The 25,307-nt window shown below is 68.2% G+C and carries 27 protein-coding genes; 15 read left to right on the top strand and 12 right to left on the bottom strand.

The window, feature by feature from the left end; translation table 11 throughout:
* Positions 1–54 precede the first annotated feature (54 nt).
* A complete protein-coding gene (locus ACFVBH_RS35525; protein WP_379008552.1) occupies positions 55–972 on the bottom strand; it encodes an AraC family transcriptional regulator in 918 nt (305 codons plus the stop codon).
* Between the two features lie 118 nt (positions 973–1,090).
* On the opposite strand from ACFVBH_RS35525, the gene ACFVBH_RS35520 reads away from it, so the two are divergent.
* The gene (locus ACFVBH_RS35520) at positions 1,091–2,281 is read left to right on the top strand and encodes a saccharopine dehydrogenase NADP-binding domain-containing protein (RefSeq protein WP_379008550.1); all 1,191 of its coding nucleotides are present in this window, start codon (positions 1,091–1,093) and stop codon (positions 2,279–2,281) included.
* A 193-nt stretch (positions 2,282–2,474) separates the two neighbouring features.
* Here the strand turns inward: ACFVBH_RS35520 and ACFVBH_RS35515 are convergent, their stop codons facing one another.
* Both ACFVBH_RS35515 and ACFVBH_RS35510 read right to left on the bottom strand, forming a co-directional pair.
* Positions 2,475–2,804, bottom strand: coding sequence for a hypothetical protein (locus tag ACFVBH_RS35515; RefSeq protein ID WP_354989481.1), 330 nt, complete (start codon positions 2,802–2,804; stop codon positions 2,475–2,477).
* Positions 2,804–4,039: a Rieske 2Fe-2S domain-containing protein gene (locus ACFVBH_RS35510; RefSeq protein ID WP_379008548.1), complete on the bottom strand. Its 1,236-nt coding sequence runs from the start codon at positions 4,037–4,039 to the stop codon at positions 2,804–2,806. Before ACFVBH_RS35510 ends, ACFVBH_RS35515 begins: the two co-directional genes overlap by 1 nt.
* A 214-nt stretch (positions 4,040–4,253) precedes the next feature.
* On the opposite strand from ACFVBH_RS35510, the gene hsaA reads away from it, so the two are divergent.
* From hsaA to hsaB, 4 genes are read left to right on the top strand one after another with little or no spacing between them, the layout of a single operon-like run.
* Positions 4,254–5,423 (top strand): 3-hydroxy-9,10-secoandrosta-1,3,5(10)-triene-9,17-dione monooxygenase oxygenase subunit, encoded by a 1,170-nt coding sequence (gene hsaA / locus ACFVBH_RS35505; protein WP_354989479.1) that lies wholly within the window; start codon positions 4,254–4,256, stop codon positions 5,421–5,423.
* A 3-nt stretch (positions 5,424–5,426) separates the two neighbouring features.
* Positions 5,427–6,305, top strand: a complete 879-nt coding sequence (gene hsaD / locus ACFVBH_RS35500) for a 4,5:9,10-diseco-3-hydroxy-5,9,17-trioxoandrosta-1(10),2-diene-4-oate hydrolase (RefSeq protein WP_379008545.1) — start codon at positions 5,427–5,429, stop codon at positions 6,303–6,305.
* 2 nt (positions 6,306–6,307) lie between these two features.
* Entirely contained in the window at positions 6,308–7,207 is a 900-nt protein-coding gene (hsaC, locus tag ACFVBH_RS35495; RefSeq protein ID WP_354989477.1) for an iron-dependent extradiol dioxygenase HsaC, read from the top strand.
* 25 nt (positions 7,208–7,232) lie between these two features.
* Positions 7,233–7,811 carry a 3-hydroxy-9,10-secoandrosta-1,3,5(10)-triene-9,17-dione monooxygenase reductase subunit gene (gene hsaB, locus ACFVBH_RS35490; protein WP_379008543.1) on the top strand — a complete coding sequence of 193 codons (579 nt, stop codon included), beginning with the start codon at positions 7,233–7,235 and terminating at the stop codon, positions 7,809–7,811.
* Between the two features lie 54 nt (positions 7,812–7,865).
* On the opposite strand, the gene ACFVBH_RS35485 is transcribed toward hsaB, so the two are convergent.
* Positions 7,866–8,738: an esterase/lipase family protein gene (locus ACFVBH_RS35485; protein ID WP_379008541.1), complete on the bottom strand. Its 873-nt coding sequence runs from the start codon at positions 8,736–8,738 to the stop codon at positions 7,866–7,868.
* 168 nt (positions 8,739–8,906) lie between these two features.
* Positions 8,907–9,500 (bottom strand): QsdR family transcriptional regulator, encoded by a 594-nt coding sequence (locus ACFVBH_RS35480; RefSeq protein WP_379008539.1) that lies wholly within the window; start codon positions 9,498–9,500, stop codon positions 8,907–8,909.
* Between the two features lie 53 nt (positions 9,501–9,553).
* On the opposite strand from ACFVBH_RS35480, the gene ACFVBH_RS35475 reads away from it, so the two are divergent.
* The gene (locus ACFVBH_RS35475) at positions 9,554–10,144 is read left to right on the top strand and encodes a hypothetical protein (protein ID WP_354989717.1); all 591 of its coding nucleotides are present in this window, start codon (positions 9,554–9,556) and stop codon (positions 10,142–10,144) included.
* On the opposite strand, the gene ACFVBH_RS35470 is transcribed toward ACFVBH_RS35475, so the two are convergent.
* Positions 10,141–10,335 carry a hypothetical protein gene (locus ACFVBH_RS35470; protein ID WP_354989718.1) on the bottom strand — a complete coding sequence of 65 codons (195 nt, stop codon included), beginning with the start codon at positions 10,333–10,335 and terminating at the stop codon, positions 10,141–10,143. The two genes, ACFVBH_RS35475 and ACFVBH_RS35470, sit on opposite strands and share 4 nt — an antisense overlap.
* 319 nt (positions 10,336–10,654) lie before the next feature.
* Here ACFVBH_RS35470 and ACFVBH_RS35465 point away from each other — a divergent pair, with 319 nt between their 5' ends.
* Positions 10,655–11,521: an oxygenase MpaB family protein gene (locus tag ACFVBH_RS35465; protein WP_354989719.1), complete on the top strand. Its 867-nt coding sequence runs from the start codon at positions 10,655–10,657 to the stop codon at positions 11,519–11,521.
* Positions 11,522–11,524: 3 nt separating this feature from the next.
* The gene (locus ACFVBH_RS35460; protein WP_379008535.1) at positions 11,525–12,145 is read left to right on the top strand and encodes a TetR/AcrR family transcriptional regulator; all 621 of its coding nucleotides are present in this window, start codon (positions 11,525–11,527) and stop codon (positions 12,143–12,145) included.
* 12 nt (positions 12,146–12,157) lie between these two features.
* Here the strand turns inward: ACFVBH_RS35460 and ACFVBH_RS35455 are convergent, their stop codons facing one another.
* The gene (locus ACFVBH_RS35455) at positions 12,158–12,832 is read right to left on the bottom strand and encodes a hypothetical protein (protein ID WP_379008533.1); all 675 of its coding nucleotides are present in this window, start codon (positions 12,830–12,832) and stop codon (positions 12,158–12,160) included.
* A 96-nt stretch (positions 12,833–12,928) separates the two neighbouring features.
* On the opposite strand from ACFVBH_RS35455, the gene ACFVBH_RS35450 reads away from it, so the two are divergent.
* The 3 genes from ACFVBH_RS35450 (at position 12,929) to ACFVBH_RS35440 (ending at position 15,800) form a co-directional block, all read left to right on the top strand.
* On the top strand, positions 12,929–14,113 hold the full coding sequence (locus ACFVBH_RS35450; RefSeq protein ID WP_379008531.1) for an acyl-CoA dehydrogenase family protein: 1,185 nt from the start codon (positions 12,929–12,931) through the stop codon (positions 14,111–14,113).
* 16 nt (positions 14,114–14,129) lie between these two features.
* Positions 14,130–15,245, top strand: a complete 1,116-nt coding sequence (locus ACFVBH_RS35445; RefSeq protein WP_379008529.1) for an acyl-CoA dehydrogenase family protein — start codon at positions 14,130–14,132, stop codon at positions 15,243–15,245.
* A gap of 120 nt (positions 15,246–15,365) precedes the next feature.
* The gene (locus ACFVBH_RS35440) at positions 15,366–15,800 is read left to right on the top strand and encodes an SgcJ/EcaC family oxidoreductase (protein WP_379008527.1); all 435 of its coding nucleotides are present in this window, start codon (positions 15,366–15,368) and stop codon (positions 15,798–15,800) included.
* A 101-nt stretch (positions 15,801–15,901) separates the two neighbouring features.
* Here ACFVBH_RS35440 and ACFVBH_RS35435 read toward each other — a convergent pair whose 3' ends face one another.
* Positions 15,902–16,837: an AraC family transcriptional regulator gene (locus ACFVBH_RS35435; RefSeq protein ID WP_354989724.1), complete on the bottom strand. Its 936-nt coding sequence runs from the start codon at positions 16,835–16,837 to the stop codon at positions 15,902–15,904.
* 38 nt (positions 16,838–16,875) lie between these two features.
* Entirely contained in the window at positions 16,876–17,811 is a 936-nt protein-coding gene (locus ACFVBH_RS35430; protein ID WP_379008524.1) for an NADP-dependent oxidoreductase, read from the bottom strand.
* 197 nt (positions 17,812–18,008) lie between these two features.
* On the opposite strand from ACFVBH_RS35430, the gene ACFVBH_RS35425 reads away from it, so the two are divergent.
* The gene (locus ACFVBH_RS35425; protein WP_354989726.1) at positions 18,009–18,698 is read left to right on the top strand and encodes a ZIP family metal transporter; all 690 of its coding nucleotides are present in this window, start codon (positions 18,009–18,011) and stop codon (positions 18,696–18,698) included.
* A gap of 16 nt (positions 18,699–18,714) precedes the next feature.
* On the opposite strand, the gene ACFVBH_RS35420 is transcribed toward ACFVBH_RS35425, so the two are convergent.
* The 3 genes from ACFVBH_RS35420 to kstD form a co-directional block, all read right to left on the bottom strand.
* Positions 18,715–19,056, bottom strand: coding sequence for a DUF5713 family protein (locus ACFVBH_RS35420; RefSeq protein ID WP_379008521.1), 342 nt, complete (start codon positions 19,054–19,056; stop codon positions 18,715–18,717).
* A gap of 129 nt (positions 19,057–19,185) precedes the next feature.
* Positions 19,186–20,046 (bottom strand): MaoC/PaaZ C-terminal domain-containing protein, encoded by an 861-nt coding sequence (locus ACFVBH_RS35415; RefSeq protein ID WP_379008518.1) that lies wholly within the window; start codon positions 20,044–20,046, stop codon positions 19,186–19,188.
* 348 nt (positions 20,047–20,394) lie between these two features.
* Positions 20,395–22,110, bottom strand: a complete 1,716-nt coding sequence (kstD, locus tag ACFVBH_RS35410; RefSeq protein WP_379008516.1) for a 3-oxosteroid 1-dehydrogenase — start codon at positions 22,108–22,110, stop codon at positions 20,395–20,397.
* 143 nt (positions 22,111–22,253) lie between these two features.
* On the opposite strand from kstD, the gene ACFVBH_RS35405 reads away from it, so the two are divergent.
* The 3 genes from ACFVBH_RS35405 to dmpG are packed head-to-tail and all read left to right on the top strand — an operon-like array spanning position 22,254 to position 25,038.
* The gene (locus ACFVBH_RS35405) at positions 22,254–23,039 is read left to right on the top strand and encodes a 2-keto-4-pentenoate hydratase (RefSeq protein WP_354989730.1); all 786 of its coding nucleotides are present in this window, start codon (positions 22,254–22,256) and stop codon (positions 23,037–23,039) included.
* Between the two features lie 23 nt (positions 23,040–23,062).
* The gene (locus tag ACFVBH_RS35400; protein ID WP_354989731.1) at positions 23,063–23,971 is read left to right on the top strand and encodes an acetaldehyde dehydrogenase (acetylating); all 909 of its coding nucleotides are present in this window, start codon (positions 23,063–23,065) and stop codon (positions 23,969–23,971) included.
* A gap of 14 nt (positions 23,972–23,985) precedes the next feature.
* Positions 23,986–25,038: a 4-hydroxy-2-oxovalerate aldolase gene (gene dmpG / locus ACFVBH_RS35395; protein WP_354989732.1), complete on the top strand. Its 1,053-nt coding sequence runs from the start codon at positions 23,986–23,988 to the stop codon at positions 25,036–25,038.
* Positions 25,039–25,307: the final 269 nt, after the last annotated feature.

Below are 25,307 nucleotides of genomic sequence, written 5' to 3'. Positions count from 1 at the left end.
CTTGACCAGGGTAGAGCGCTTTTCGCGCGCACATCCACTGCGATTCGAGAAGCCTTACACCGCAATGACATCCGGGGCGTCGATCGCACGCCGATACTGTCCGGGCGCGAGGGAGTACTCGCGTTTGAAGGCTTTCGCGAACGCGAATTCCGATTGATATCCGACTTTTCGGGCAATTCCGGCCAACGGCGTATCGGTTTCCCGCAGCAGGCGCGCGGCGGTGAGCATGCGCCAGCGGGTGACGTACGCCAGCGGCGGCTCACCGACCGTGGCGGTGAAGCGCCGCGCCAGGGTCGCCCGCGACACCCCGGCCAGCTCGCTGAGTTCAGGTACCGTCCAGTTCTTTTCGGGCGCTTCGTGAATCGCCCGCAGCGTCATGGCCACCGCCGGGTCGGTGAACGCGCCCGCCCAACCCGCCGCGCGCGCCGCCGCCTGCTCGTCGAACCAGGCGCGCAGCGCGAACAGCAGCAGGGCGTCCAGCAGTGCGGGCACCACGGCGTCCGATCCGGGCCGCGGCTCGGACAGCTCCCCGGCGAGCAGATCGACCGCCGAGCGCAGCGCCGGATGCCGGCCGGGCCGCGCGGGCAGGTGAATGAACTCGGGAAGCTCGTCCAGCATGGGATGACCGCGCCGCCCGCCCAGCGCGTAGGCGCCGCACAGCAGCGCCGTGCGCGGACCCGGGCCGACGATCTCGCGCGGCTCCCCCGGCCGGGCGATCTCGGTGATGGGCGTGCCCGGATCGTCGGCCAGCAGATGATCCGCGCCGCGCGGCATGAGCAGCACGTCCCCGGCCCCGAGCGCGATCGACTCGCCCGCCGGGGTCAGCACCCAGCACGAACCCTGCAGCACCACATGGAATCCCGTGCCCGGCACGATCGGATAGCTGCGCCCCCACGGCGCGTGCCGGACGAACATCCCCGAGGTGGGATTGGCGGTGCGAATGGCCGCGATGGTCTCGCTGAGGATGTCCACGCCGCCAGACTAGCGCGCGGGTGACATGACTTCCACACTCGGCATCTGAGCGAATCGGATATCAAAGCGAGCAATACAGCCATTCAAATGCTCATATTCGCTCATTAATCTCGAGAACATGACATCGACCAGCGTCACCCCGGCAGCCACCCCTTCCACCACCCCGGCAGCCACCACGTCCACCACCCAGGGCGGTGCGAGCACCTCCGCCACGTCCCCCAGCGGTGCAGCCACCCCCGCCACTTCCCCGGGCGGTGCGCCCACCGCGCCCCGCGGGCCCGCCACGATCGCCCTCTACGGCGCGACCGGCCACACCGCCGGGTACATCCTCGACCGGATTCGCGCGCTGGGCGCGACCCCGATCCTGGTCGGCCGCAACGCCGACCGGCTGCGGGCGGCCGCCGCCGCGGCGGGCCTGCCGGACGCCGAGATCCGCATCGCCGACCTGAACGATCACGCGGCCCTGGTGGCCGCGTTCACCGGCGCGGACGTCGTGATCAGCGCGCTGTCCGCCTTCGTGAAGACCGGCGCGGCCGTGGTGGCCGCGGCCGTCGCCGCGGGCGCGCACTACACCGACACCTCGGGCGAGCAGCTGTTCCTGCAGCGCGTCTTCGAAAACCACGGCGCGGCAGCCGAAGCCGCGGGCGTCACGCTGCTGCCGGGCATCACCGACAACAACCTGACCGGCGATCTCCTGGGCCACCTGGTCGCCCGCCGGGTGCAGGGCCCGGCCGAGCTGGTGCTGAGCCATCTCAGTCGCAGCGGCGGCAACGGCTCCAAGGGCAGCGCCAAAACCGTGCTGGCGAGCCGGGATTGGTTCATCGGCGGCGGCTACCACTACGAGGACGGCGTGCTCCGGACGAGCGTGGCGACCAAGCACCCGGAGCTGACCTTCCCCGGGGACACCGCGCCGACCCCGGTGGTGAAGTTCCCGCAGTCCTCGGTGCTGACCATTCCTCGACATTCGGAGGTGGCCTACGTCGCGGGTGCGGTGGCGGCTTCCATCAACGCCCATCTGAGCGGATTCACCGACGCGGCACTGGATTCCATGCCGGAGGCGCCGGACGCCGATCTGCGCTATTACATGATCGTCGACGCGCACGGCGCCGATGGCGCGGGCGTGCGCGGACTGGTCGACGGCGTGGATTCCTACCGGGATTCGGCGATCATGGCGGTCGAGGTCGCGATACGACTGGCGGCGGGCGGGATCCGGCCGGGCGCGCTGGCGCCGGCCGAGGCCTTCGACCCCGCGGAGTTTCTGAATTCCCTCGTGCCGCACGGCATCACGTGGAGCATCGAGGAACTGTGACGTACGAGTGCGGGCCTACTGCCGACATCGGGGGTGGGGAGATCATCCTCGATCCCGATGTCCAGCAGGGGCGTCGAGCCCCGGGCGGTGGCACCCGATGGGTGTGCCGATCCGCCCGCCCGGTGGACGGCGAACATGCCTTGGTGAGCGGTGTCGCCGTTCCGGGTTCCGACCGCGCCGGCTCGCGCCGGTTCTAGTCGTCTATTTCGAGCAGACCCTCCGCGACCGCGTGGTCGATGGTCTTCTCGAGGTTCGGGCAGGAGTCCGGCTTGCCGAAGATCGGCCCGGCCTCGGCCATCTTGCGAAAGACCGGGCAGTGATCGGCCGGGTTGACCGTCCACTGCACCGTCTTCTGGTTCGAGCTGTGCTTGCGAACCATGACTTCGGTCCCGCAGGACTGGCACGCGATCGGCGTCAGCCCGGACTCCATGTAGTGCGCTTTGTCGATGACCGTCTGGGCGCGCACCTGCGCTTGCCGCTCGGGACGGTCCGCGAAATCGGGTGCCTTCGCCCAGGTGGTCATCAGACGTTCGCCTCCTGCGAGGTCTCAGCGCCCGCGGCGTCGGCGGCCTCGGCAGCCTCCTTGGCTTCGCGCTTCTTGGCCATATTCTCCTCGACCTCGATGGCCCAGGCTTCATTGGCCTTGGTGGTATCGACCTCGAACTCGAAGCGCTGCGTCGACTTCGGATCCACGTCGGCGACGTCGACGTAGAACTGGTCGTACCAACGGCGCAGCTGGTACACCGGGCCGTCTTCCTCGGTGAGCAGCGGGTTGTCGATCTTGGACTTGTGCTTCCAGATCTCGACGTCCTGCAGGAAGCCCTCGCTGACGCCGTCGGTCATCTTGCGGGCGAAGCTCTCCGCCTGGTCGTCGGGCAGACCCTTGGGCTTCTGCAACGCGACGCCCCACTGCAGCACGAACGAATTCTGCGTGACCGGGTAGTGGCAGTTGATCAGCACGGTCTTGACCTCGAAGCCGCTGTAGATGTTCAGCAGCGGGTTGACCATGTACGACGGCCCGAAGTACGAGGCTTCGGACTTGAGCAGCGTGTCGATGCCGGCCTCGGCCGCCGCGCCCTTGTCCGGACGCCCCTTCGTCTCGAGGTATTGGGTGGCGATATGGCCCTCCAACACGTTCTTGAAATACGTCGGGTACGCGTAGTGGATGTAGAAGAAGTGAGCCATGTCCACGACGTTGTCGATGATCTCGCGGCAGTTGGCGCCCTCGATCAGCAACGAGTTCCAGGTCCAGTCCGTCCACTCGCCGGACAGCTCCTCGAGCTGGTTGCCCTGCGCGTCCTTGAACGGCCCGTCGATGTACGGGATGGTGACCTCGTCGGTGGGCTTGCTGCCCTCGTGGTCGTGCCAGACGAACAGCTGCCCGTTGCGCTCGAGCGTGTGCCAGGACCGCGTGCGCGCCAACGGCGGAACGCGCCGCGCGTACGGGATTCCGGTGCACTTGCCATCGCCGCCCCAGCGCCAATCGTGGAACGGGCACGCGATGGAATCGCCCTTGACCTCGCCCATGGAAAGATCGCCACCCAGATGCCGGCAGTAGCCGTCCAGGATCTTCAGATCGCCCTTGCTGTCCATGAATACGACCAGCTTGGTCCCGAAGGCGCTGACCGAGTGCGGCTTGCCATCACGGAAGGTTTTCGCGAGACCCAGGCAATGCCAGCCCCGGGCGTACCGGGTGGGCATGGCACCCACGTCGATTTCGCGAACCTTCCCACGGGGACCCGGCGGGGTTGTCGACATTGTCATCCTCCTCTGGAAGTACTAGAACACGTTACAAAACAGCGGCGCTTCACGCCAGCTGTCCGCCCAAACAACGGACAAAAGTCCTTGTGAGGCACGCCGCGCCCGGATCGGTCCGGCCGACGGCCTCTGTTCTCGACATAAATAAGAACGTGTTCTAGTCTCAGAGACAAACGAGAACCGCCCGATTACCCAGGCAGGAGCAACTGGCGCGATGACGCAAGAAGTAGTTGAGCGGGTCGAGGCACTGCTGCCCACTCTCCGCGAGCGGGCCCAGCAAGCCGAGGACCTGCGGCAGATTCCCGAGGAGTCCATCAAGGAACTCCAGCAGGCCGGCTTCTTCAAGCTGCTGCAGCCGCGCCAGTGGGGCGGCTACGCTGCGGACCCGGTCGTCTTCTACGACACCGTCCGCAAGATCGCCAGCGCGTGCGGTTCCACCGGGTGGGTCGCCGGCATCATCGGCGTGCACAACTGGCACCTGGCCCTGTTCGACCAGCGCGCGCAGGAAGAGGTGTGGGGCGAGAACACCGACGTCCGCATCTCCTCCTCCTACGCGCCCATGGGTGCGGGCCTGGTGACCGAGGACGGCAGCGGCTACACCGTGAACGGTTCCTGGGCCTGGTCGTCGGGCTCGGGCCACGCGGACTGGGTCGTCGTCGGCGGTCCGGTCATCAAGAACGGCAAGCCGGTCGACTTCGGCAGCTTCCTCATCCCCCGCAGCGAGTACACCATCAACGATGTGTGGAACGTGGTCGGCCTGCGCGGCACCGGCTCCAACACCATCGTGGTGGAGAACGTCTTCGTGCCCAAGCACCGCTTCCTGAGCTTCCGCGCCATGGGCGAGCTGAAGTCCCCGGGCCTCGAGCTGAACACCGATCCGGTGTACAAGATGCCGTGGGGCACCATCCATCCCACCACCATCTCCGCGCCGATCGTCGGCATGGCCTACGGCGCGTACGAGGCGCACGTGGAGCACCAGGGCAAGCGCCTGCGCGCGGCCTACGCCGGCGAGGCCGCCAAGGACGACCCGTTCGGCAAGGTCCGCATCGCCGAGGCCGCCAGCGACATCGACGCCGCCTGGCGTCAGCTCTCGGGCAACGTGGCCGACGAGTACGCGCTGCTGGTCGCCGGTGAGGACGTGCCGTTCGACGTGCGCGCCCGCGCCCGCCGCGACCAGGTCCGCGCCACCGGCCGGGCCGTGGCCTCCATCGACAAGCTCTTCGAGGCTTCGGGCGCCACCGCACTGGCCAACGGCACTCCGCTGCAGCGCTTCTGGCGTGACGCGCACGCCGGCCGCGTGCATGCCGCCAACGACGCCGAGCGCGCCTACGTCATGTACGGCACCCACGCGTTCGGGCTCCCGATCACCGACACGATGGTCTAGCCCATGACCACTGTCGAGGAGATCACCTTCGAGTCCACCTCGAAGTTCGCCCAGGTCCGCCCGGACCTGAAGCTGCACTACCACGAGGCGGGCGTCGGCAACGGCCCCACCATCGTGCTGCTGCACGGCGGCGGCCCCGGCGCGTCGTCGTGGTCCAATTTCGCCAGGAACATCCCGGTGCTGGCGCGCGAATTCCACGTGCTCGCGGTGGATCAGCCCGGCTTCGGGCTGTCCGACAAGCCGGTCGATCATCCGCAGTACTTCGTGCACAGCTCGTCCGCTCTCAAGGACCTGCTGGACACCCTGGGGATCACCGATCGCGTTCACCTGCTGGGCAATTCGCTCGGCGGCGGCGCGGCGACCCGGTTCGCGCTGGACTACCCGGACCGCGCCGGCAAGCTCGTGCTCATGGGCCCCGGCGGGTTGTCCACCAACCTGTTCGCGCCGGACCCCACCGAGGGCGTCAAGCTGCTGAGCAAGTTCAACTACCAGCCGACCCGCGAGAACCTCGAGGCGTTCCTGCGGATCATGGTGTTCGACCAGAAGCTCATCACCCCCGAGCTGATCGAGGAGCGCTTCGCCTCGGCGTCGCTGCCCGAGTCCCTCGAGGCCACCCGCGCGATGGGCAAGTCCTTCGCGGGCGCGGACTTCCAGAAGGGCATGATCTGGCGCGACGCCTACAAGCTGCGTCAGCCCGTGCTCATGGTCTGGGGCCGCGAGGACAGGGTGAACCCGATCGACGGCGCGCTCATCGCGCTGAAGATGGTGCCGCGCGTGCAGCTGCACGTGTTCGGCGGCTGCGGGCACTGGGCGCAGCTCGAGAAGTTCGACGAATTCAACCGCCTGGCAACCGACTTCCTGCTCGGCGTCAAGGAGAAGTGACCATGGGTATTCGAGCTCTCGGATACATGCGCATCGGCGCCACCGACATGGCGGCCTGGCGCGACTACGGGCTCAAGGTGCTCGGCATGATGGAGGGCACCGGACCCGATCCGGACGCCCTCTACCTGCGGATGGACGATTTCCCGGCGCGCCTGGTCATCGTGCCGCACGAGAGCGACCGGCTGCTCGTCTCGGGCTGGGAGGTCACCGACGGGCCCGCGCTGCAACGACTTCGGGAAACTCTCGCCAAGCACGACGTGAGCTTCGTCGAGGGCAGTAAGGAAGAGCTCGCCGAACGTCGCGTCGAGGGCATGATCAGGTTCTCGGATCCCGCCGGCAACGTGCTCGAGGCGTTCTACGGCATGCAGTACCTGGGCCGCCGCTTCGTGAGCCCGTACGGCCACAAGTTCGTGACCGCCGAGCAGGGTCTGGGCCACGTGGTGCTCACCTGCACCGACGACGCGGCCGCACAGGCGTTCTACCAGGACGTCCTGGGCTTCCGCCTGCGTGACTCGATGCGGCTGCCCCCGCAGATGGTGGGACGCCCCGCCGACGGTGATCCGGCGTGGCTGCGGTTCTACGGCTGCAACCCGCGCCATCACGCGCTGGCGTTCCTGCCGCTGCCGAACCCGACCGGCATCGTGCACCTCATGGTCGAGGTGGAGAACTCCGACGATGTCGGGCTGTGCCTGGACCGGGCCAACCGCAAGAAGGTCAAGATGTCGGCCACCCTCGGTCGCCATATCAACGACAAGATGCTGTCGTTCTACATGAAGACGCCGGGCGGATTCGACATCGAATTCGGCTGCGAGGGATTGGAAGTCGACGATTACTCGTGGATAGCCCGGGAGTCCACGGCGGTCAGCCTGTGGGGTCACGACTTCACCGTCGGATTCAAGTAGCGCGAACGAAGAGGGCGACGAACCAATGACCACGACCGACGAACAGCCGGGCATCGATCCGCGGCAGTTCCGAAATGTGCTGGGCCAGTTCTGCACCGGTATCACCGTCATCACCACCTTCGGCGAGGACGGTGCGCCGATCGGCTTCGCCTGCCAATCGTTCGCCGCCCTCTCCCTCGAACCGCCCCTGGTCCTGTTCTGCCCCACCAAGGGTTCCAAGTCCTGGGCGGCCATCGAGGCCAGCGGCAAGTTCTGCGTCAACATCCTGGCCGAGGAGCAGCAGCCGGTCTGCGCCCGCTTCGGCTCTCGCGAACCCGACAAGTTCGCCGGGGTCGGCTGGCGCACTTCGGAACTGGAGCTCCCGGTCCTGGACGACGCGCTCGCCACCATCGAGTGCGTCGTCGACCGGGTGGTGGACGGCGGCGATCACTACATCGTGATCGGCCGCGTGCGGGCGCTCTCGGAGTCCACCGATTCCGGGCGTCCGCTGCTGTTCTACCGCGGGCAGTACACGGCCATCGAGCCGGACAAGACGGTCCCCGCGCCGTGGCGCGCCGACCTGGAGCACTTCCTGACGAATACCACGCTCGACACCTGGCTCTGAGCCCGCTGCCGATCGTCCCGCGCCCCCGGTGATCATCACCGGGGGCGCTGTCGTTCAGATGCCCGGACCGTATCCGGTGCAGTCCGGCGCGAAGCCGGGATCGTTGGGCCCCAGCAGGTTCAGGATGTACTGCATGGTCGGGCCGTCCTTGTACATGCCGATGTGCCCGACCGGGTCGCCGGGACACCGGTCCTGCAGCAGGATGTTCGTGACGTCGCCGCCGCTCAGGAACGCGTTGGTGTACGGGGTGATCACCGCGTCGTTGCGGGTCTGGATGACCGCGTAGCGCACACCCGGCACGGTGTCGCCGTCGGCGTACAGCTCGGTGACCACCGGCGAGGCGATGGACTGCTGGGCGAACGCGGGGGTCTGCAGCACCCCGAACATCCCCGCGAGCGGATCGGTCAGGCCGAGTGCGCCCGCGAGCCCGGCCAGCCCGAAGGTGGTGGTGCCGTGGTTGCTCGGCGCCATCGCGACCAGCGCGTGCACCTTCGCCGCGCCGCCGAGGCGCTTGATGTAGTAGTTGGGCAGCACGCCGCCGCCCTGGGAATGCCCCACCACGTCCACCTTTTCGGCTCCGGTGCGTTCGAGCACCCGGTCCACGAAGTCGGACATGGTGCGGGCCGAGGCGGGAATGTCGCCGAGCCCCTTGAAGATTCCGAGCGAGGCCGGGGTCTCGCCGTAGTCGAAGGCGAACACGCAGTAGCCCGCGGCGCTCAGCAGCGGGGCGAGCGTGACCCAGTTGGCGGCCGACGAACTGCCGGTGCCGTGGGCCAGGACGACCGGGCGGGGATTGGCGGCGGACGGCGTGCAGGACCAGTCGTTCACGGCCGCGGGCGCCGGTTCGGCGAAGGCGGGGGCGGCGGCGGTGAGCAGGGCGAGCGCGGCGGTGACGGCGAGCCGTCCGGCCGTGGTGCGGCGAATCATGTTCTCTCACAGGTGATATCGGCCGGGTACCGGACGAGCGGGTACCCGGGTGATGACCGCGCCGCGGGCCCTGCGGAGTGGTCCGGGTCACGCCACTGAAACACATTCCGAATGTGTTTCACAAGGGGTGGGTTCGATTCCGGCCGAACAGGTTCGGGTGCGCAGGCCTTAGCGGGGAATTTGCACGGCGCCTTCCACCAGCTGCCGCAGCAGCAGCGTCACCTTCGGGAAGTGCTCGGTGTGACCAGCCATGATGTCGGAGTAGAAGAGCGCGTCCGCCAGGCGGACGACGGCGAAGGCCAGGGTCTCCAGATCGACCAGGGGGGTGAGCCCGGCGTCGGCGACGTCGCGGGTGAGCAGCTCGAGGTGCGCGGCGATCAGGCGCGGCTGGACCGCGCCCGCCGGATCGGTCAGCACCCGCATGGCGGTCAGGTGGTCGTTCTCCAGCAGCCAGACGAAGCCCTGATCGCGCATGATCGCCAGGCCGTAGCGCTCGAGAATCCACAGGTAACGCAGCCGGCCCTCGTCGTTGCGCACCACGCCGCCGTAGTCCCGCTCCCAGCGGCTCCGGGCTCGATCCAGCGCGCCGCGCGCCAGCCACCACAGCGCCTCGCCCATCAGCTTCTCCCGATTGCCGACCCGCCGGAACAGGGTCGACCGGGAGATCCCGAACCGGGCCGCGATCTCACCGGTGTCGAGTCGCACCCGCGCCTGGATCAATCCGGCGGCATATTGCACGATCTCATCGGCGTAAGCAGGCACCACCGCACCCTACGACGTTGTTACCCTGGGTTATTCCTCTCCCGGGGGCAACGATGATCGACAGCTTCTTCTCCAGCCTCATCGAGCCGATATCCACCCATGTCGTACCGCAGCTGAAAAAGATCCCGAAACGCGTCTGGATCGTCATCGGATGCGTCGCGGCTTCGGCGCTGCTGCTGTTCGCCGGATTCATTGGCGGGCAACGGTATATGACGAGTAAGACGAAACCGGCCGCCTCGGTGGCGATCGGCGGGCTCGACCTGGCCCAGCACTGCATCTCCTACGGGTTCACCGGCGTCAACGGCACCCAGTGCATGGCCGAGATCCAGCTCGACCAGGCGTGCAACTGGCAGTACAAGCGCACCGACATGCAGTTGCGCTTCTCGCGCGACGATCCCTACAGCGGTGTCTGCTACCGGCCGGACGACGTGGCCGTCAGCGGCATCAAGGACATGCCCGGCTACTGCCGAGTGACCTTCCCGACCAGCGACAACGTCCAGTCCGCGGTCGTGACCCTCGCGGGTGACACCAAGACCTGGGTGTGCCAGTCCGAGATCAACACCCAGATCGCGTGCATCTGGCAGTACCAGTCCCCCAACGTCCAAGCCCGCAAGGTCGAGGAGAACTGGGTCTGCTACCGCTAGCGGCCGCGCAGCTCCCGCCGCCGCACCTCCGCCACCAGATACGCCCGCATCTCACACAGTCCGCCCTGGCAGCCGAGCGGATGGTCACCCAGCCACGCCTGCAGGTCCCGGTCGGAGAACACCGCGTAGCGGGATGGGGTGCCGTGATAAATGGCCGGACGCGACGCGGGTGCGATATACGGACGGGTCATGATCGACTCCTTCGTGCGGTACGCGGAATCGCCGAATCATCCTTCGAAACTGTACTGCTTCAAAATATTCAAAACCGAAGAGTACGAATGCATTACGGCGAACCCATTACCGAGTTCTTCTGATTGGACCACGAAATAGTTACCGCACCTGGCCGTTTCGCGAGGTTTACACGTTTTTGACCGGTCCCGAGTCGCCAGATTGCGTCGAATCGAAGCCGCGCGCGACCGGGGCCCGCGGATCCGGGCGATCGAGCGGGCCTTGCCTCGGACATTTGCGACAGTTATCGTAATTTTGTCGCACAGCCGAGAGGGGTCAACGATGACCGCACACCCGTACGCCGTTCCGGACGCCGCCGCGGAGGAGCCCGCCCTGGGCTTGGACACGCTGCTGTGGCGCTACCTGGGCGATCAGCGCATCTTCCTGGTCGCCGCGCCCTTCGGGCTCATGGAGTTGATGCATCCCGCCGTGGCCGCGGGCGTCACCGACCACTCCGACTTCTTCGGCGATCCGTGGGACCGGGTGCTGCGATCGATTCCGGAGATCATCGGCACCGTCTACGACCCGGCCGACGCGGGCACCGGCGCCCGGGTGCGCGACTACCACCGCGACATCCGCGGTACGGACGTGCACGGGAAGCGTTATCACGCACTGCATCCGGAGACCTATTTCTGGACGCACGCGACCATGGTGCAGGCCGTCATCGCCGTGGCCGATGTGTTCGATCGGGGATTGAGCGACGCCGAACGCGAACAGATGTACCAGCAGACCAAGACCTGGTACCGCCGTTACGGCCTCAGCGATCGCCCGCTGCCCGAGGATTACGCGGCCTTCGCGCAGTACTTCGAGGACATCAGCGCCAACGTGCTCGAGAACACCGCCGAAGCGCGCTGGCTGCTCGACCGGGTGCGATTCACCAGTTCACTGCGGTTGCCGTATCTGCCGCCGCCCGTGGAACGGCTGCTCCGGCCGCTGATCATGAACGAGTTCCGGGTGCTCATCGCGGGACTGCTGCCCGAATCATCCCGGCGGACATTGGGATTGCGCTACAACGCCGCCGATCGACTGCACTTCCGCGCGCTGACTACCGCGCTGCGCACCGCTTGGCCGCTGCTGCCCGAGACGGTGCGCTACCACCCGCGCGCCCTCGCGGGTATGCGCCATGCGCGGGCGGTGAGGCAGAGTTAGCCCATGCGCAGCACCCCGCAGCAGCCTGCAGCCTTCGCACTCGCCCCGCCGGCGGGCGAGTCCGAGACGGACCCGCAGGTGCTGCGGATCATCGACGCGGCGCTGGCGGAGTTCCGTGAGCACGGCATCGACCGCGTGCGCATGGAACACATCGCCCGCCGCGCCGGCCTGCATCGCGCCACCGTCTACCGGGCCTTCCCCAGCAAGGACAGCGTGGTGACCACCGCGCTCACGACCTGGCTCGGCCGGGTGCTGAGCGAGGTGTCGGCCGCGGTCGCCCAGCACACCGACGTGCGCGACCGCGCGGCCGAGGGTTTCGCGATCGCGCTGCGGACCCTGCGCGCGGATCCGCTCACCAACCGGGTCCTGCTCGCCGACGAAGGCGGCCGCCCCTTCGTCATCACCTACGGCGCGACGCTCCTGGCGACCGCCCGCACGTACTTCGCCGACCAGCTCCGCCAGGCCGAGGACATCGAAGGCATCGACCCCGAAGCCGCCGCCGAGGTGGCGGCCCGCCTCTCCCTGACCCTGCTCCTGATCCCCGACAGCGTCTTCCCCCTCGACACCGACGACCAGGCCCGGACCTTCGCCCGCACCCACCTCCTCCCCGCCACCCAGGGCTGACCCCCGCCCGGGCTATTCCGGGCGTAGCAGGCCCAGCCGGGCCGCGTGCACCCCGATCTGGAAGCGGGTCGAGACCTCCAGGCGGGTCATGAGATCGGCTACGTGGCGGCGGTAGGTACGGACCGACATGGCGAGTTCGCGGGCGGCCACCTCGTCCGTCAGGCCGCGATCGAGGGTGTGCAGGACCGAACGGGTGCGCTCGTCGAGCGATACGAGGGGCGAGTCGGGGCACAGTGGTGGTCGGACGGCGGATTCCCAAGTCATGGTGGCGAATTGGTGGAGGGCTCCGATCAGAGCGGCATCGCGGACCATGACCATGTAGGGCCGGCGGGCGCCCGCCCCGCTCCAGAGCACGGCGGCATGGCGGTCGATGATGAACGTGTTGTGGAAGTCGGTGGCGGCGACCCGGATGGTGGGGCCGAGACTGGCGTCTTCCAGCAGTGGGCGACGATCTCGCGCGTCCAGGTAGTCGGCCGAATACAGCAGTCGCAGCTGCTTTCCGGTGGCCATCAGATCGCGAACCGCGGTGTGGCCGAGGCCCCGGTGCCGAGGCAGGCGGACCGGACTGGAGATCGCGAGCACCGCCTCGCTGCGCACCCGGCTCAGCAATTTCCGCACGTCCCCGTTCAGATCCGCGCTGGGGCGCAGCCGGACGATGCCGGGCGCAATAGCCTTGTGCTGCCGCATGTTCCCATCATGTGCCCGCACGGGGCCGGACCGCGCCCGATGGCAGCTTCCTGCCAGATCGGGCTGCGCGCCGGGTCCGCGTGCCACATTCGGCCGATGCACATCAGCTTCACCGAGGAACAGAATCGGCTGCGCCGGCGGCTAGTTGACTACTTCGACGAACTCATGACGCCGGAGTTGCGGGCCGGGTTGACCGGCGGGCCGGGGGGCGAGCACGGCGACGGGGTCGCGTACCGGGAACTCGTGCGCACCCTCGGCCGGGACGGCTGGCTGACGCTGGGCTGGCCCGTGGAGTACGGCGGGCAGGGCAGGCCGATGGTGGAGCAGCTGATCTTCACCGACGAGGCGGCGCGAGCCGGCGTGCCGATTCCGTATCTGACCGTCAACACGGTGGGACCGACCATCATGCGGTACGGCACCGAGGCGCAGAAGGCCGCGTATCTGCCGCGAATCGCCAAGGGCGAGTTGCATTTCTCGATCGGCTACTCCGAGCCCGAGGCGGGCACCGATCTCGCGTCGCTGCGCACCCGGGCGACGCGCGACGGGGACGAGTACGTGATCGACGGCGAGAAGATGTGGACCAGTCTCATCGAGTACGCCGACTACGTGTGGCTGGCCGCACGGACCGACCCGACCGCGGGCAAGCACCGCGGACTGTCCATTCTCATGGTCCCCACCGACGTCGAGGGCTTCTCCTGGACCAAGGTCCACACCATGGCCGGGGTGGGCACCAGCGCCACCTACTACACGCGGGTCCGAGTGCCCGCCGAGAATCTGGTCGGCGGGGAGAACCTGGGGTGGCCGCTGATCACCAACCAGCTCAATCACGAACGAGTGGCGTTGAGTTCGGCCGCACCGTTGCGTGAGTCCCTGCGGCAGGTGCTCGCGTGGGCGCGGGCGACGCGCCGGGCCGATGGCGCCCGGGTCATCGACTCCGAATGGGTGCGGATCCACCTGGCCCGGGTGCACGCGCACGTCGAGTACCTGGAGTTGCGCAACCGGCGTACCGCCTGGGCCTTCGAATCGGGCGAACTCGGACCCGAAGAGGCCTCTGCCACCAAGGTTTTCGGCACCGAGTTCGCCATCGCGGCCTATCGGCTGCTCATGGAGGTGCTCGGGACCGATGCACTGATCCGCACCGACTCCCCCGGGGCGCTGCTGCGCGGTCGCATCGAGCGCTACCACCGCTCGGCCTTGATCCTGACCTTCGGCGGCGGCGTGAACGAGGTCCAGCGCGACATCATCGCCAAGACCGCGCTCGGCCTGCCCGTCACCCGCTGAATCACGAGGAACCGTCATGGATTTCGAACTCACCGAGGCGCAGCAGGACCTGTCCGGCCTCACCCGCGACCTGGTCTCCGCCTGGACCGCCGCGCACCCGCACCCCGATACCACCGGCTTCGATCCGGCCCTGTGGCGCGCTTTCGCCACCGCCGGAATCCTGGATGCCGCACTGCCCGAACCGATGGGCGGCGGCTTCGGCGTCCTGGAGCAGTGCGCCGTCCTGACCGAGATCGGCAGGGCCGCGGCGCCGGTTCCCTATGCGGCGAGCGTCTCCGTCTGCGCCGCCGCCCTCGCCCGCTTCGGCGCACCGGCGCAGGTCGCGCGCTGGGCGGCTCCCGCTCTACGCGGTGAAACCACCCTCTCCCCCGTGTTGAGCGGCGAGTATCCCATGGTGACCGCCACGCGCGACGGGGCCGGCTGGCAGCTGAGCGGTGCGCGCGGCGTCGTCCCCGGGGGTGCGCACGCCGCCGCGTTCCTCGTCGAGGCGCACACCCCGGACGGCCCGCTGCTGGCCATGGTCGACCGTGGCACAGCCGGCGTGACCGTCCGGCGACAACGAGTCGTCGACGCCGAGGACGCCGCCCTGCTCGAGTTCGACCGCGCCGTTGTTCCCAGCGTGGCTGTCGTCGGGCCCGAACCCGCCGGATCGTCCGACGGCACCGCCGGCATGGGGACTCCCGCCGCCTGGGCGCGACGACGGTCGACCCTCGCCACCTGCGCGCATCAACTCGGCGTACTCGAACGCGCCCTGGCGATGACCGCCGAATTCGCCGTGCTTCGAGAGCAATTCGGCAAGCCGATCGGATCGTTCCAAGCGGTGCGTCAGCGCCTGGCCGACGCCCTGATCGACGTGGACGCGGTCCGCCTCTCACTCTGGCAGGCGGCCTGGCGCGAATCCCAGGGGCTACCGGCGGATTCGGAGCTCGCGGTGGCCGCCTTCTGGGCAGCCGAAGCCGGCCATCGGGTGGCGCACACCGCCGTGCACATCCACGCCGGCTCCGGCATCTACCTGGACTTGCCACTCCAGCGGTACTTCCTGGCCGCCAAGCGCAACGAGTTCGCGAGCGGCAATGCCACGTCTCACCTGCGGGTGCTGGGTGATCGGCTTGCCGTCCAGGCCGGCTGTTGACAGCGGCTCGACCCCGCTCGTATTATCTTCTTTGACGCAGATACTTCTTTTAAGAAGAAATATCTCTCGCGTCGAGCGAGCCGGGGCGAGCCTCGCCCTGAACAGCGAGAGGAGAACACCGTGGACACCGTGGACACCGACGCCATCACCGCGCTCATCCGGCGGAGTCAGGACGCGTGGGAGCGGGGGGACGGCGGCGCCTATGGCGAGTGCTTCACCGCCGACGCCAGCGACGTCACCTTCGCCGGGACCGTGTACCGGGGCGGCGGCGAGATCGGGCGGGCTCATCAGGCGTTGTTCGACAGCTTTCTGAAGGGCACGCGGCTTACCGTGCGGGTGCTCGAAATCCGGAGGTACGGAAGCGATACCGCCATTGTCATGACGCGGGGGGAATCGTCGAAGAACGAGCCGAAGAAGCTCGGCAAGCTCGCCACCTACACCGTCGTTCGCGACGGGGAGCGATGGCTGATCGCCGCGGTGCAGAAGACGCAGCGCAAGCCGCTCATGGAGGCGCTGTCGTTCCGGTTCCAGCCCGCCACCCGACCCGCCGCCTGACGATCACGATCACCGCGATATCAACCGCGCGTCCGCGGCGGACGCGGCGCGCACCGACGATCCACGAGTTCGCTTGCCGCCCGGGCTGTTTCGCTACCGGGTCAAGCGGCGGCGTGCGAACGGCGGCGGTACTGGCCGGGGGCGAGGCCGTACTCGCGTTTGAAGGCCTTGCCGAAGGCGAACTCGGAGGTGTAGCCGGTGCGGGCCGCGACGATGGAGACGGGGAGGTCGGCTTCGCGCAGGAGTTTGGCGGCGGTGGTCAGGCGCCAGTGCGTCAGGTAGGACAGGGGCGGTTCGCCGACCATCGTGGCGAAGCGTTTGGCGAAGGCGGCGCGGGACAAACCCGCGTGGTCGGCCAGGGATTGGACGGTCCAGGGAGCGGCGGGGTCCTCGTGCATCGCGGCGAGGGCGGGGGCGATCATCGGATCGCGCAGAGCCGCCGCCCAGCCCACGTTCACGTCCGCGGGCTGGTCTTCTATCCAGGCGCGCAGGATGTAGAGCAGCAGCGAGTCGATGAGGGCCGGGACGATGCCGTGCGAGCCGACGCGCGGATCGTCGAGTTCGGCGCCGAGCAGCTGGATCGCGGCGGTCAGGCCGGGGTGGTGGCCGTGCCGGGCCGGCAGGTGAATGAACTCCGGAAGCTGGCGCAGCAGCGGATGCCTGCGGGCGCCGTCCAGGTGATAGTTGCCGCACAGCAGGCTGGTGAGCGGCCCGTCGCCGCCGAGGGTGACCGCGCCGATCGGGGGGCGGTGCGCGGAGTACTGATCGGGGCGCGGGACCGCCGCGGGGGTGTCCGGATGATCCGCCAGGATGTGGCCCGCGCCGTCGCGCAGGAAGATCACATCGCCCGCGCTCAGGGCGATGGCCTGAGCGGTCTCGGCGTTCGGGATGATCCAGCAGGCGCCCTGGAGCACCACGTGGAAACCCGCGCCCAGCACCGGCGGGAGCAGCATCCCCCACGGGGCCCGGCCCTCGGTGCGCACCGAGGACGGCACGCCGGTCCGCATCGACGCCAAAGCCTCCGTGAGGACATCCATTTCGCCGCTCTCCTCGATTCGCACCGCCGGGGCCCGGATCAGTTCCGGTCGCCCACGGTGAGCACCACCTTGCCGACAGTCTGCCCCGATCCCACCGCCTCGTGCGCGCGGGCCACCTGCTCCAGGGGGAACACCGCGGAGACGTGCGGGCGCAGCTGCCCGGCGTCGATCAGCTCGGCGAGGGCTTCGAGGGCGGCGTAGTCCGGTTCGACCGAGACGCCCGCGAATCGGCGGCCCGCGGCCGCGACCTGGGCCGCTCGCTCGGGCGAGACGTGCTCCATGATGCTCACCAGCACACCGCCGGGCTTCAGCACCGTGAGCGCGCGCTCGCCGTCGGCGTTGGAATCGAACACCACCTCCAGGTCCCGCAGCACCTCGGTGTAATCCGTTGTGCGGTAGTCGATCACCTCGTCCGCGCCGAGCGAGCGCACGAAGTCGTGCTTGGGTTCGCTCGCCAGCGCGATGACGTACGCCCCGCGCGCCTTGGCGATCTGCACCGCGAAATGCCCGACCCCGCCGGCCGCGCGATGCACCAGAACCCGGTCACCGGAACCGATTCCGGCCCGGTCGACCAGGCCCTGCCACGCGGTCAGCGCCGCCAGCGGCACCGCCGCGGCCTCGACGTGGGTGAGCGATGCCGGCTTGCGCGCCACCTGCCGCGACGGTGTGGCCACGTATTCCGCGTAACCGGTTGCGGCCCTCGGGAAGAACGGCATGCCGAACACCTCGTCGCCGACCCGATACCGCGCGCCGGGCCCGACGGCTTCCACCACCCCGGAGTAGTCCCAGCCGACGCTGAACGGCGGCTGCCCCAGCAGCGGGAAGTATCCCGCCCGCACGGCCACATCCACCGGATTCACCGATCCGGCGTGCACCCGCACGAGCACCTCGCCGGAGAGCAGTTCCGGCTTCGCGACCTCGACCACCTCCAGCACCTCGGGCCCGCCGAATTCCTTCTGCACAACCGCACGCATGACAACCTCCCGGATAACTTTGCCGATCTGATGGCGTCAACGCTATGCAGCCGATCGAAGACTTTGAATGCCTCCGGATCTTCTGTTTTTGTCCATGAGTCCACCGACGGAGATCTGCGAACGACCTCGCGGGGCCGGGTCGCGAAACGCCGCTCACGCTCGCGCGGACCGCCCCGGGAGGCGGCCTACGATGCGGCATGGTGAAAGCGCTCTGGTACGGATTGGGCACGGCCCTACCGCTTTTGATCGGAGCCGCGATCGGGCTGCGCTGGACCCTGCCCCGCCCGCTGCTCGCCTCGCTGCTGGCGTTCGGGTCCGGCACCATGATCGCCGCGGTCTCGGCCGAACTGTTCGAGCCCGCGTTCCAGCGCGACGGGCTCGTCGTGGCCGGGGTCGCGCTGCTGAGCGGTGCGGGGGTCTACGTCCTGGCCGACCACTGGATCGACCGCCGCCTGGGCGCGGCCGCCATCGGCTGGGCGCTACTGCTGGGCACGATCCTGGATGGCATCCCCGAAAACATAGCGCTGGGAACATCGTTGAACGACGGCGGCGGCCTGGTGCTGCTGGTCGCGGTGGCCGTCGGCAACACCCCCGAGGCGATCAGCGGCGCGGCCCTGATGCGCGAGCAACACGACTTCCGCCCCCGCCGCGCCTTCGCGCTGTGGTTCGCCACCGCAGTGGTCCTGGTGGCGGTCACCGTCCTGGGAAACGCCCTGTCGGACAACCTCTCCGGTACGGGCGTCAGCGCCGTGCAAGCCTTCGCCGGCGGCGCGACCATAGCCGTCCTGGCCACGTCCCTGATGCCCGAGGCGTACCGCGAAGGCGGCTGGTGGGTGGGCATGGCGACCGCCGCCGGTTTCCTGGTCGCCTACCTGGTGGGCGGCTGATCCGGCAACGCCCCGCCTACCACTCGCGGGTGGCGATCAGCTCCTCCGAGTCCGCGTCGTGAAACCCGTAGGCGTTGGCCAGGATCCAGAACTCTTCACCGATCCACTCCCGGGCCACGGTGTCGAATTCGCTACCCCCGGCACAGAACTCGCCCTCGAGGTCGTTGAATTCCTCGGTGGCGGCGTGCGTGAGCACATACAGGGCCGCGAGATCCCCGGGCTGCTCGGCCTCGATCCGCTCGCACAACCGCACCAGGATCGCCTTTCCCAGCTCCACCAGATGGTCCGGGTAATACTCGTCCTCGTACATGAGCTGCAGGAATTCGTGTGTGCGCAACTGCGCGTTGGTGATCGGCACTACCGCCCCGTTCTCGATCCTCGGCTCGACGATCCCGGAGTATTCCGGATCGCACCGACACCCACCGGGCGGAAGACGATGGGCCGCGACCGAATTCCGGTCGCGGCCCATCGTCGGGTGCAGCCTGGATCAGGCGTAGGTCAGGACCACGTCGGCCAGGACCGGGGCGTCGTCGCGTTCGACCACGGTCGCGGTGATCAGCAGCTCGTTGCCCTGCTGCCAGATCCGGGTGCGCAGGGTCTCGCCGGGGTAGAGGACGCCGGCGAAGCGGGTGCGGAAGGCGCGGACCCGGGTCGCGTCGGAGGCCAGGACCGCGTCGGTCGCGGCCTTGCAGACGATGCCGTAGGTGCCGAGGCCGTGCATGATCGGGTTCGGGAATCCGGCGTTGCGGGCGAACTCGGGGTCCGAGTGCAGGGGGTTGCGGTCGCCGCACATCCGGTAGAGCAGGGCCTGCTGCGGCAGGGTGGGGGTCAGCACCTCGAAGTCGGGGGCGCGATCGGGGAGCTCGGTCTTGGTGCTGGGGCCGCGGTCGCCGCCGAAGCCGCCTTCGCCCTTGGCGAAGATGGACGAGCGCGCCGTCCAGAGCAGCTCACCGTCGGAGCTGGTGGCGGTGTGCTCCTGCCAGATCACCGCGGCCGAGCCCTTGTCGAAGATCTCGCTGATGCGGCGCTCGAACACCGCCTTGCCGGACGCCGGAATCGGGTTGTGCACCACGATCTCCTGGCTGCCGTGCACGACCTTGGCCAGGTCGATGTCGATGCCGGGGAACTGCACCTTCGGCGGCTCGGTCTCGTGGAAGAACGGCGCGACGGTCGCGAAGGTCGGCAGCACCTGCGGGGCCCGATCGTCCAGGTAGCGCAGCTCGGCCGGATCGGTCCAGCGCGCACCCGCACCCAGCGCCAGGTGGTAGATCTGCACGTCGTTCGGCGTCCAGCTGAAGTCGACGGACGGAAGCACCGCGCCGAGAGCGATATTCGGATCGATGGGCATGACATTCTCCTGGTGAGTTCGATGGGTGCGCGCGCCCGCGCGCGACCCCGCTACGTGCTGCCGTCAGCGCGAACGAGCCCGGCGCGACCCACAGGGATCCGATCCTGCGACGCGACTCGCTCGCCCGCAAGCCGCGCGCCCGCTCGGCGGGACACCGCATGCGGCCGTGCCACCGGGCCGAGCCACGCGACTCAGCGAATAGCACCGTGCCGGAAGCGTTTACATTCGTTTGTCCCGTCCGCACCGGCGCCGGAGAGCAACCGGCGCCGGTGGGGCGGGTGGGTTGGGCGCGGATTCGACGTGACCCGGACGCGCGCCCAACCCGATCCTGAACCGGGTTGGGACGGTTCAGGAGGCTTTCTCGGCGACCGGCGCGGCACCGTTCTTCGCCTTGGCGGCGATGTCGAGCGCCGCCAAGTAGCCGAAGGTGATCGCGGGGCCGATGGTCGCGCCGGGACCGGCGTAGGTGTGGCCCATGACCGGCGAGGAGTTGTTGCCCGCCGCGTACAGCCCCTCGATGACCGACCCGTCCGCCCGCAGCACGCGCGCGTCGTTGTCGGTGACCAGACCGCCCTTGGTGCCGAGGTCGCCGGGCACCATCTTGACCGCGTAGAACGGCCCGACCTCGAGCTTGTTCAGGCACGGGTTCGGCTTGATGGTCGGATCGCCGTAGTACCGGTCGTAGGCGCTGTCGCCGCGCTGGTAGTCCAGGTCCTTGCCGGTCTCGGCGAACCCGTTGAAGCGCTCGATGGTCGCGGCCAGGCTATCGGCCGGCACACCGATCTTCTCGGCCAGCTCGGCCACGGTCGGGGCCACCACGATCAGGTCGTTTTCCATCCAGCGGGACGGAATCCGCTGGCCAGGCTGCAAACCGGCGAAGATGTAGCGACTCCGGTAGCGATTGTCGAACACGAGCCAGCACGGCACGTTCTCGCCCGGACCCTCACCCTGCCCGTATTCGCCGCCGTACATGGTGTGCACGGCCTCGACGTAAGGAGCGGACTCATTACCGAATCGCGCGCCGTCGTCGTTGACCATGATGCTGCCCGGCAGATTGCGCTCGGCCAGGGCGAACCAGGGCTTGCCCTGACCCTTGAACGTGGTCGGACCCCACCAGGCGTCCTCCATGAAATCGGTGTCCGCGCCGACCGCGATGCCGGCCTCGATGCCGTCGCCCTCGTTGGCCTTGGCGCCGGTGGTCCACTCGGTGGTGATGGGCTCGCGCTGGTACTTGTGCCGCATTTCCGCGTTGTGCTCGAACCCGCCCGCGGCCAGCACCACGCCGTACTTGGCGTTGAACCGCACGGTCTCGCCGTTCTGGGTGGCCTCGATGCCGGTGATCACGCCGTTGTCCACGATCAGCCCGGTGAGCGGGGTGTCCAGCAGCACCGGCACATTCGCGTCCATGAGGCCCTTGCGCATGCCGGAGATGATGGCCTGCCCCATGCCGACCAGCGCCTTGCCGGTGACCTTGCCCCACGCCCAGCGGGTGCCGACCCGCAGCACGCGGGCGATGCCGACGGGATGGCGGCGAATCAGGTTGAGCTTCTTGAAGTCGGCCTGCATGACGACCACGTTCAGCGGCGCCTTGCTGTAGGGCGGCTCCAGCTTGAAGCGCTCGTCCCCGAGGATCTTGGTGTCGAAGGGCTTGGGTTCACACGAACGGCCGTCCGCCTTGCCGCCCGGAGCCTCCGGGTAGTAGTCGGAATAGCCCGGCACCCAGGTCATCTTCAGCGGCGAGTTGTCCAGCACGAAGTCGAACGCCTCGGCGCCGCGATCGAGGTAGGTATCGATCTTCTCCTTGGGCACCACGTCGCCGATGATGCTGTACAGGTAGGTGCGCGCCTCGTCGAGGTCGTCGCCCTTGCCCGCGGCCTTGAGCACCTTGTTGCCGGGAATCCAGACGCCACCGCCCGAACGCGCCGTAGAACCGCCGTAGTGAGCGGCCTTTTCGATGAGCACCACGCGCAGACCGCGGTGTGCGGCGGTGAGGGCGGCGGTCATACCGGCGGCACCGCTGCCGACCACCACCACGTCGTAATCCCGATCAGTCATGTAGAACACGTTATAGAATCAATCCTGGTTTGGTCTATGTTGGTCTGGCAGATGGGACTGAATAGGCGATGTTGTTCACAAAAACTCGTTTCAGTTTCTAGGCTCTCAACTGCATGGCCCGCAGCCTGGCCACCTGATGGAAGGAACACAGCGTGCTGACCGACGCGCTTCGGATTCAACTGGCGGAAGAACTCGCCGTCGCGGAACGGGACCGCATCGCGCTCGACCCCCTGGTCGCGCGGCATCCCGAGATCGACGTCGTCGACGCCTACGAGATCCAGCTGATCAACATGCGCCGCCGATTCGCGGGCGGCGCCAAGGTCGTCGGCCACAAGGTGGGCCTGTCCTCCAAGGCCATGCAGCAGATGATGGGCGTCGACGAGCCCGACTACGGGCATCTGCTCGAGGAGATGGAAGTCTTCGAGGACGTCGCCATCGACACCGCCAAGTACCTGTTCCCGCGCGTCGAGGTCGAGGTCGGCTTCATCCTGGGCGCGGATCTGCCGGGCGAGGACTGCACCGAGGAAGACGTGCTGAAGGCCACCGTCGCCTACGCGCCCTCCATCGAGCTGATCGACACCCGCATCAAGGACTGGAAGATCGGCCTCTGCGACACCATCGCCGACAACGCCTCCTCCGCCGGCTTCGTGCTCGGCAAGCAGCGCGTGGCCCCGGATCAGTTGGACATCAAGGCGATCGACGCCGTGCTGACCCGCAACGGCGAGGTCATCGCCGAGGGGCGCTCGGACGCCGTGCTGGGTGATCCCACCATCGCCGTGGCCTGGCTGGCCCGCAAGGTCGCCTCCTTCGGCGTGCGGCTCAAGGCCGGCGACATCATCCTGCCCGGGTCCTGCACCCGCGCCATCGACGCCCGCCCGGGTGACGAGTTCATCGCCGAGTTCACCGGGCTCGGCAACGTCCACCTGTCTTTCAGCTGAGCTCACCGAAGTAGGAGAAAGCCGTGACCGCAAGCAAAGTCACCGCCGCGATCGTCGGGTCCGGCAACATCAGCACCGATCTGCTCTACAAGCTGCTGCGTTCGGACAAGATCGAACCGCGCTGGATGGTCGGCATCGACCCGGAGTCCGAGGGCCTCAAGCGCGCCCGCGGCCTGGGCCTCGAGACCTCCCCCGAGGGCGCGGACTGGCTGCTGGCCCTGGACGAGAAGCCCGATCTGCTGTTCGAGGCCACCTCCGCCTACGTGCACCGCGCCTACGCGCCGAAGTACGAGGCCGCGGGCATCCGCGCGGTCGACCTCACCCCCGCCGCCGTCGGCCCCGCCGTCATTCCGCCGGTGAACCTGGATTCGCTGCGGGACGCCATGAACGTCAACATGATCACCTGCGGTGGCCAGGCGACCATTCCGATGGTCAACGCGGTCTCCCGGGTCGTCCCGGTGTCCTACGCGGAGATCGTGGCCTCGGTGTCCTCGGTCTCGGCCGGCCCCGGCACCCGCGCGAACATCGACGAGTTCACCAAGACCACCTCCAACGGCGTGGTGAGCATCGGCGGCGCCGAGCGCGGCAAGGCCATCATCATCCTGAATCCGGCCGAACCGCCGATGATCATGCGCGACACCATCTTCTGCGCGATTCCGGAGGACGCCGATCGCGACGCGATCTCCGAGTCGATCTTCCGCATGGAGAAGTCCATCCAGGAATACGTGCCCGGCTACCGCCTGCTGAACGACCCGCAGTTCGACGAGCCGTCGCTGGTTTCCGGTGGCCTGGCGAAGGTTTCGATCTTCGTCGAGGTCGAGGGCGCGGGCGACTTCCTGCCGCCGTACGCGGGCAACCTCGACATCATGACGGCCGCGGCCACCAAGGTCGGCGACGTGCTGGCCGATCAGATCCTCTCGGCTCGGGTGTAAGGGAGAACTCAACCATGAGCAATGTGCTGAAGCCCTACTCGGGCGAAATCGACGTGCGCGTCACCGACACCTCGCTGCGGGACGGCTCGCATCACAAGCGCCACCAGTTCACCGTCACCGAGGTCCGGGACATCGTGGGCGCGCTCGACGCGTCCGGCGTGCCGGTCATCGAGGTGACCCACGGCGACGGCCTCGCCGGATCCTCGTTCAACTACGGGTTCTCCAAGACCCCGGAGCAGGAACTGATCAAGGCCGCCGCCGAGACCGCCAAGCAGGCCAAGATCGCCTTCCTGATGCTGCCCGGCGTGGGCGTCAAGGAAGACATCAAGATCTCGCAGGACAACGGCGCGTCCATCTGCCGCATCGCCACCCACTGCACCGAAGCCGATGTGTCCATCCAGCACTTCGGCTACGCGCGGGATCTGGGCCTCGAGACCGTCGGCTTCCTGATGATGGCGCACAGCACCACCCCGGAGCTGCTGGCCAAGCAGGCGCGGATCATGGCCGACGCGGGCTGCCAGTGCGTGTACGTCGTCGACTCGGCGGGCGCACTTGTGCTGGAGCAGGTTTCGGACCGCGTCTCCGCGCTGGTCGCCGAACTCGGCGATGACGCGCAGGTCGGCTTCCACGGGCACGAGAACCTCGGTCTGGCCGTGGCCAACTCGGTGTACGCGGTGCGGGCGGGCGCGACCCAGATCGACGGCTCCGCACGGCGTTTCGGCGCGGGCGCGGGCAACCTTCCGGTCGAGGCGTTCATCGGCGTGTGCGACAAGCTCGGCGTCAAGACCGGCGTCGACTTCTTCGCCGTCACCGACGCCGCCGAGGATGTCGTCCGCCCGGCCATGCCGTCCGAGTGCCTGCTCGATCGGCAGGCGCTGATGATGGGCTACGCGGGCGTGTACTCCAGCTTCCTGCGACACGCCGAGCGCCAGGCCGAGCGTTACGGTGTCTCCGCCGCGGAGATGCTGGTGCGCGCGGGCAAGCGCAAGCTGGTCGGCGGCCAAGAGGATCAGCTCATCGACATCGCCCTGGAACTCCAGCGTGAGCGGGCGGCGGTCACCGCCTGATCCGCTGGCAGGAACGCACTGGGCCGCAATCGATTCCGGTTGCGGCCCAGTGCGTTTTCAGTATCGCCGGCACCGGCCGCGGCCGTGACGATGCGCATCGTCCGCTATCGGGAGAATCTTCGCAAACTTTCGGCGTACTTCGCGCCGGAACCGGTCGGTAAGTTGCTGTTATAGGCCCAAATTCGGCAGTTTTTGACCGATGTGGTACTGGCCCAATGCACCCCCTCGGTCGTATGGTGAATATCTAGCGAACTACGCGGTATCCGCTG

Origin of the sequence: Nocardia sp. NPDC057668 (assembly GCF_042799795.1) — a bacterium.
Classification (GTDB): Bacteria; Actinomycetota; Actinomycetes; order Mycobacteriales; family Mycobacteriaceae; genus Nocardia.
The sequence above is the reverse complement of the archived record's forward strand: the minus strand, read 5'-3'. Positions and strand labels throughout refer to the sequence as shown.

Bases quoted from the DNA above. Each gene is read 5' to 3' on its own strand.
- ACFVBH_RS35465 (WP_354989719.1), top strand. From the start codon at position 10,655: ATGACCGCACACCCGTACGCCGTTCCGGACGCCGCCGCGGAGGAGCCC.
- ACFVBH_RS35520 (WP_379008550.1), top strand. From the start codon at position 1,091: ATGACATCGACCAGCGTCACCCCGGCAGCCACCCCTTCCACCACCCCG.
- dmpG (WP_354989732.1), top strand. From the start codon at position 23,986: ATGAGCAATGTGCTGAAGCCCTACTCGGGCGAAATCGACGTGCGCGTC.
- hsaD (WP_379008545.1), top strand. From the start codon at position 5,427: ATGACCACTGTCGAGGAGATCACCTTCGAGTCCACCTCGAAGTTCGCC.
- ACFVBH_RS35485 (WP_379008541.1), bottom strand. From the start codon at position 8,738: ATGATTCGCCGCACCACGGCCGGACGGCTCGCCGTCACCGCCGCGCTC.
- ACFVBH_RS35415 (WP_379008518.1), bottom strand. From the start codon at position 20,046: ATGCCCATCGATCCGAATATCGCTCTCGGCGCGGTGCTTCCGTCCGTC.
- ACFVBH_RS35470 (WP_354989718.1), bottom strand. From the start codon at position 10,335: ATGACCCGTCCGTATATCGCACCCGCGTCGCGTCCGGCCATTTATCAC.
- hsaC (WP_354989477.1), top strand. From the start codon at position 6,308: ATGGGTATTCGAGCTCTCGGATACATGCGCATCGGCGCCACCGACATG.
- ACFVBH_RS35515 (WP_354989481.1), bottom strand. From the start codon at position 2,804: ATGACCACCTGGGCGAAGGCACCCGATTTCGCGGACCGTCCCGAGCGG.
- ACFVBH_RS35425 (WP_354989726.1), top strand. From the start codon at position 18,009: ATGGTGAAAGCGCTCTGGTACGGATTGGGCACGGCCCTACCGCTTTTG.
- ACFVBH_RS35460 (WP_379008535.1), top strand. From the start codon at position 11,525: ATGCGCAGCACCCCGCAGCAGCCTGCAGCCTTCGCACTCGCCCCGCCG.
- hsaA (WP_354989479.1), top strand. From the start codon at position 4,254: ATGACGCAAGAAGTAGTTGAGCGGGTCGAGGCACTGCTGCCCACTCTC.
- ACFVBH_RS35450 (WP_379008531.1), top strand. From the start codon at position 12,929: ATGCACATCAGCTTCACCGAGGAACAGAATCGGCTGCGCCGGCGGCTA.
- ACFVBH_RS35445 (WP_379008529.1), top strand. From the start codon at position 14,130: ATGGATTTCGAACTCACCGAGGCGCAGCAGGACCTGTCCGGCCTCACC.
- ACFVBH_RS35455 (WP_379008533.1), bottom strand. From the start codon at position 12,832: ATGCGGCAGCACAAGGCTATTGCGCCCGGCATCGTCCGGCTGCGCCCC.
- ACFVBH_RS35510 (WP_379008548.1), bottom strand. From the start codon at position 4,039: ATGTCGACAACCCCGCCGGGTCCCCGTGGGAAGGTTCGCGAAATCGAC.
- ACFVBH_RS35435 (WP_354989724.1), bottom strand. From the start codon at position 16,837: ATGGATGTCCTCACGGAGGCTTTGGCGTCGATGCGGACCGGCGTGCCG.
- ACFVBH_RS35475 (WP_354989717.1), top strand. From the start codon at position 9,554: ATGATCGACAGCTTCTTCTCCAGCCTCATCGAGCCGATATCCACCCAT.
- hsaB (WP_379008543.1), top strand. From the start codon at position 7,233: ATGACCACGACCGACGAACAGCCGGGCATCGATCCGCGGCAGTTCCGA.
- ACFVBH_RS35430 (WP_379008524.1), bottom strand. From the start codon at position 17,811: ATGCGTGCGGTTGTGCAGAAGGAATTCGGCGGGCCCGAGGTGCTGGAG.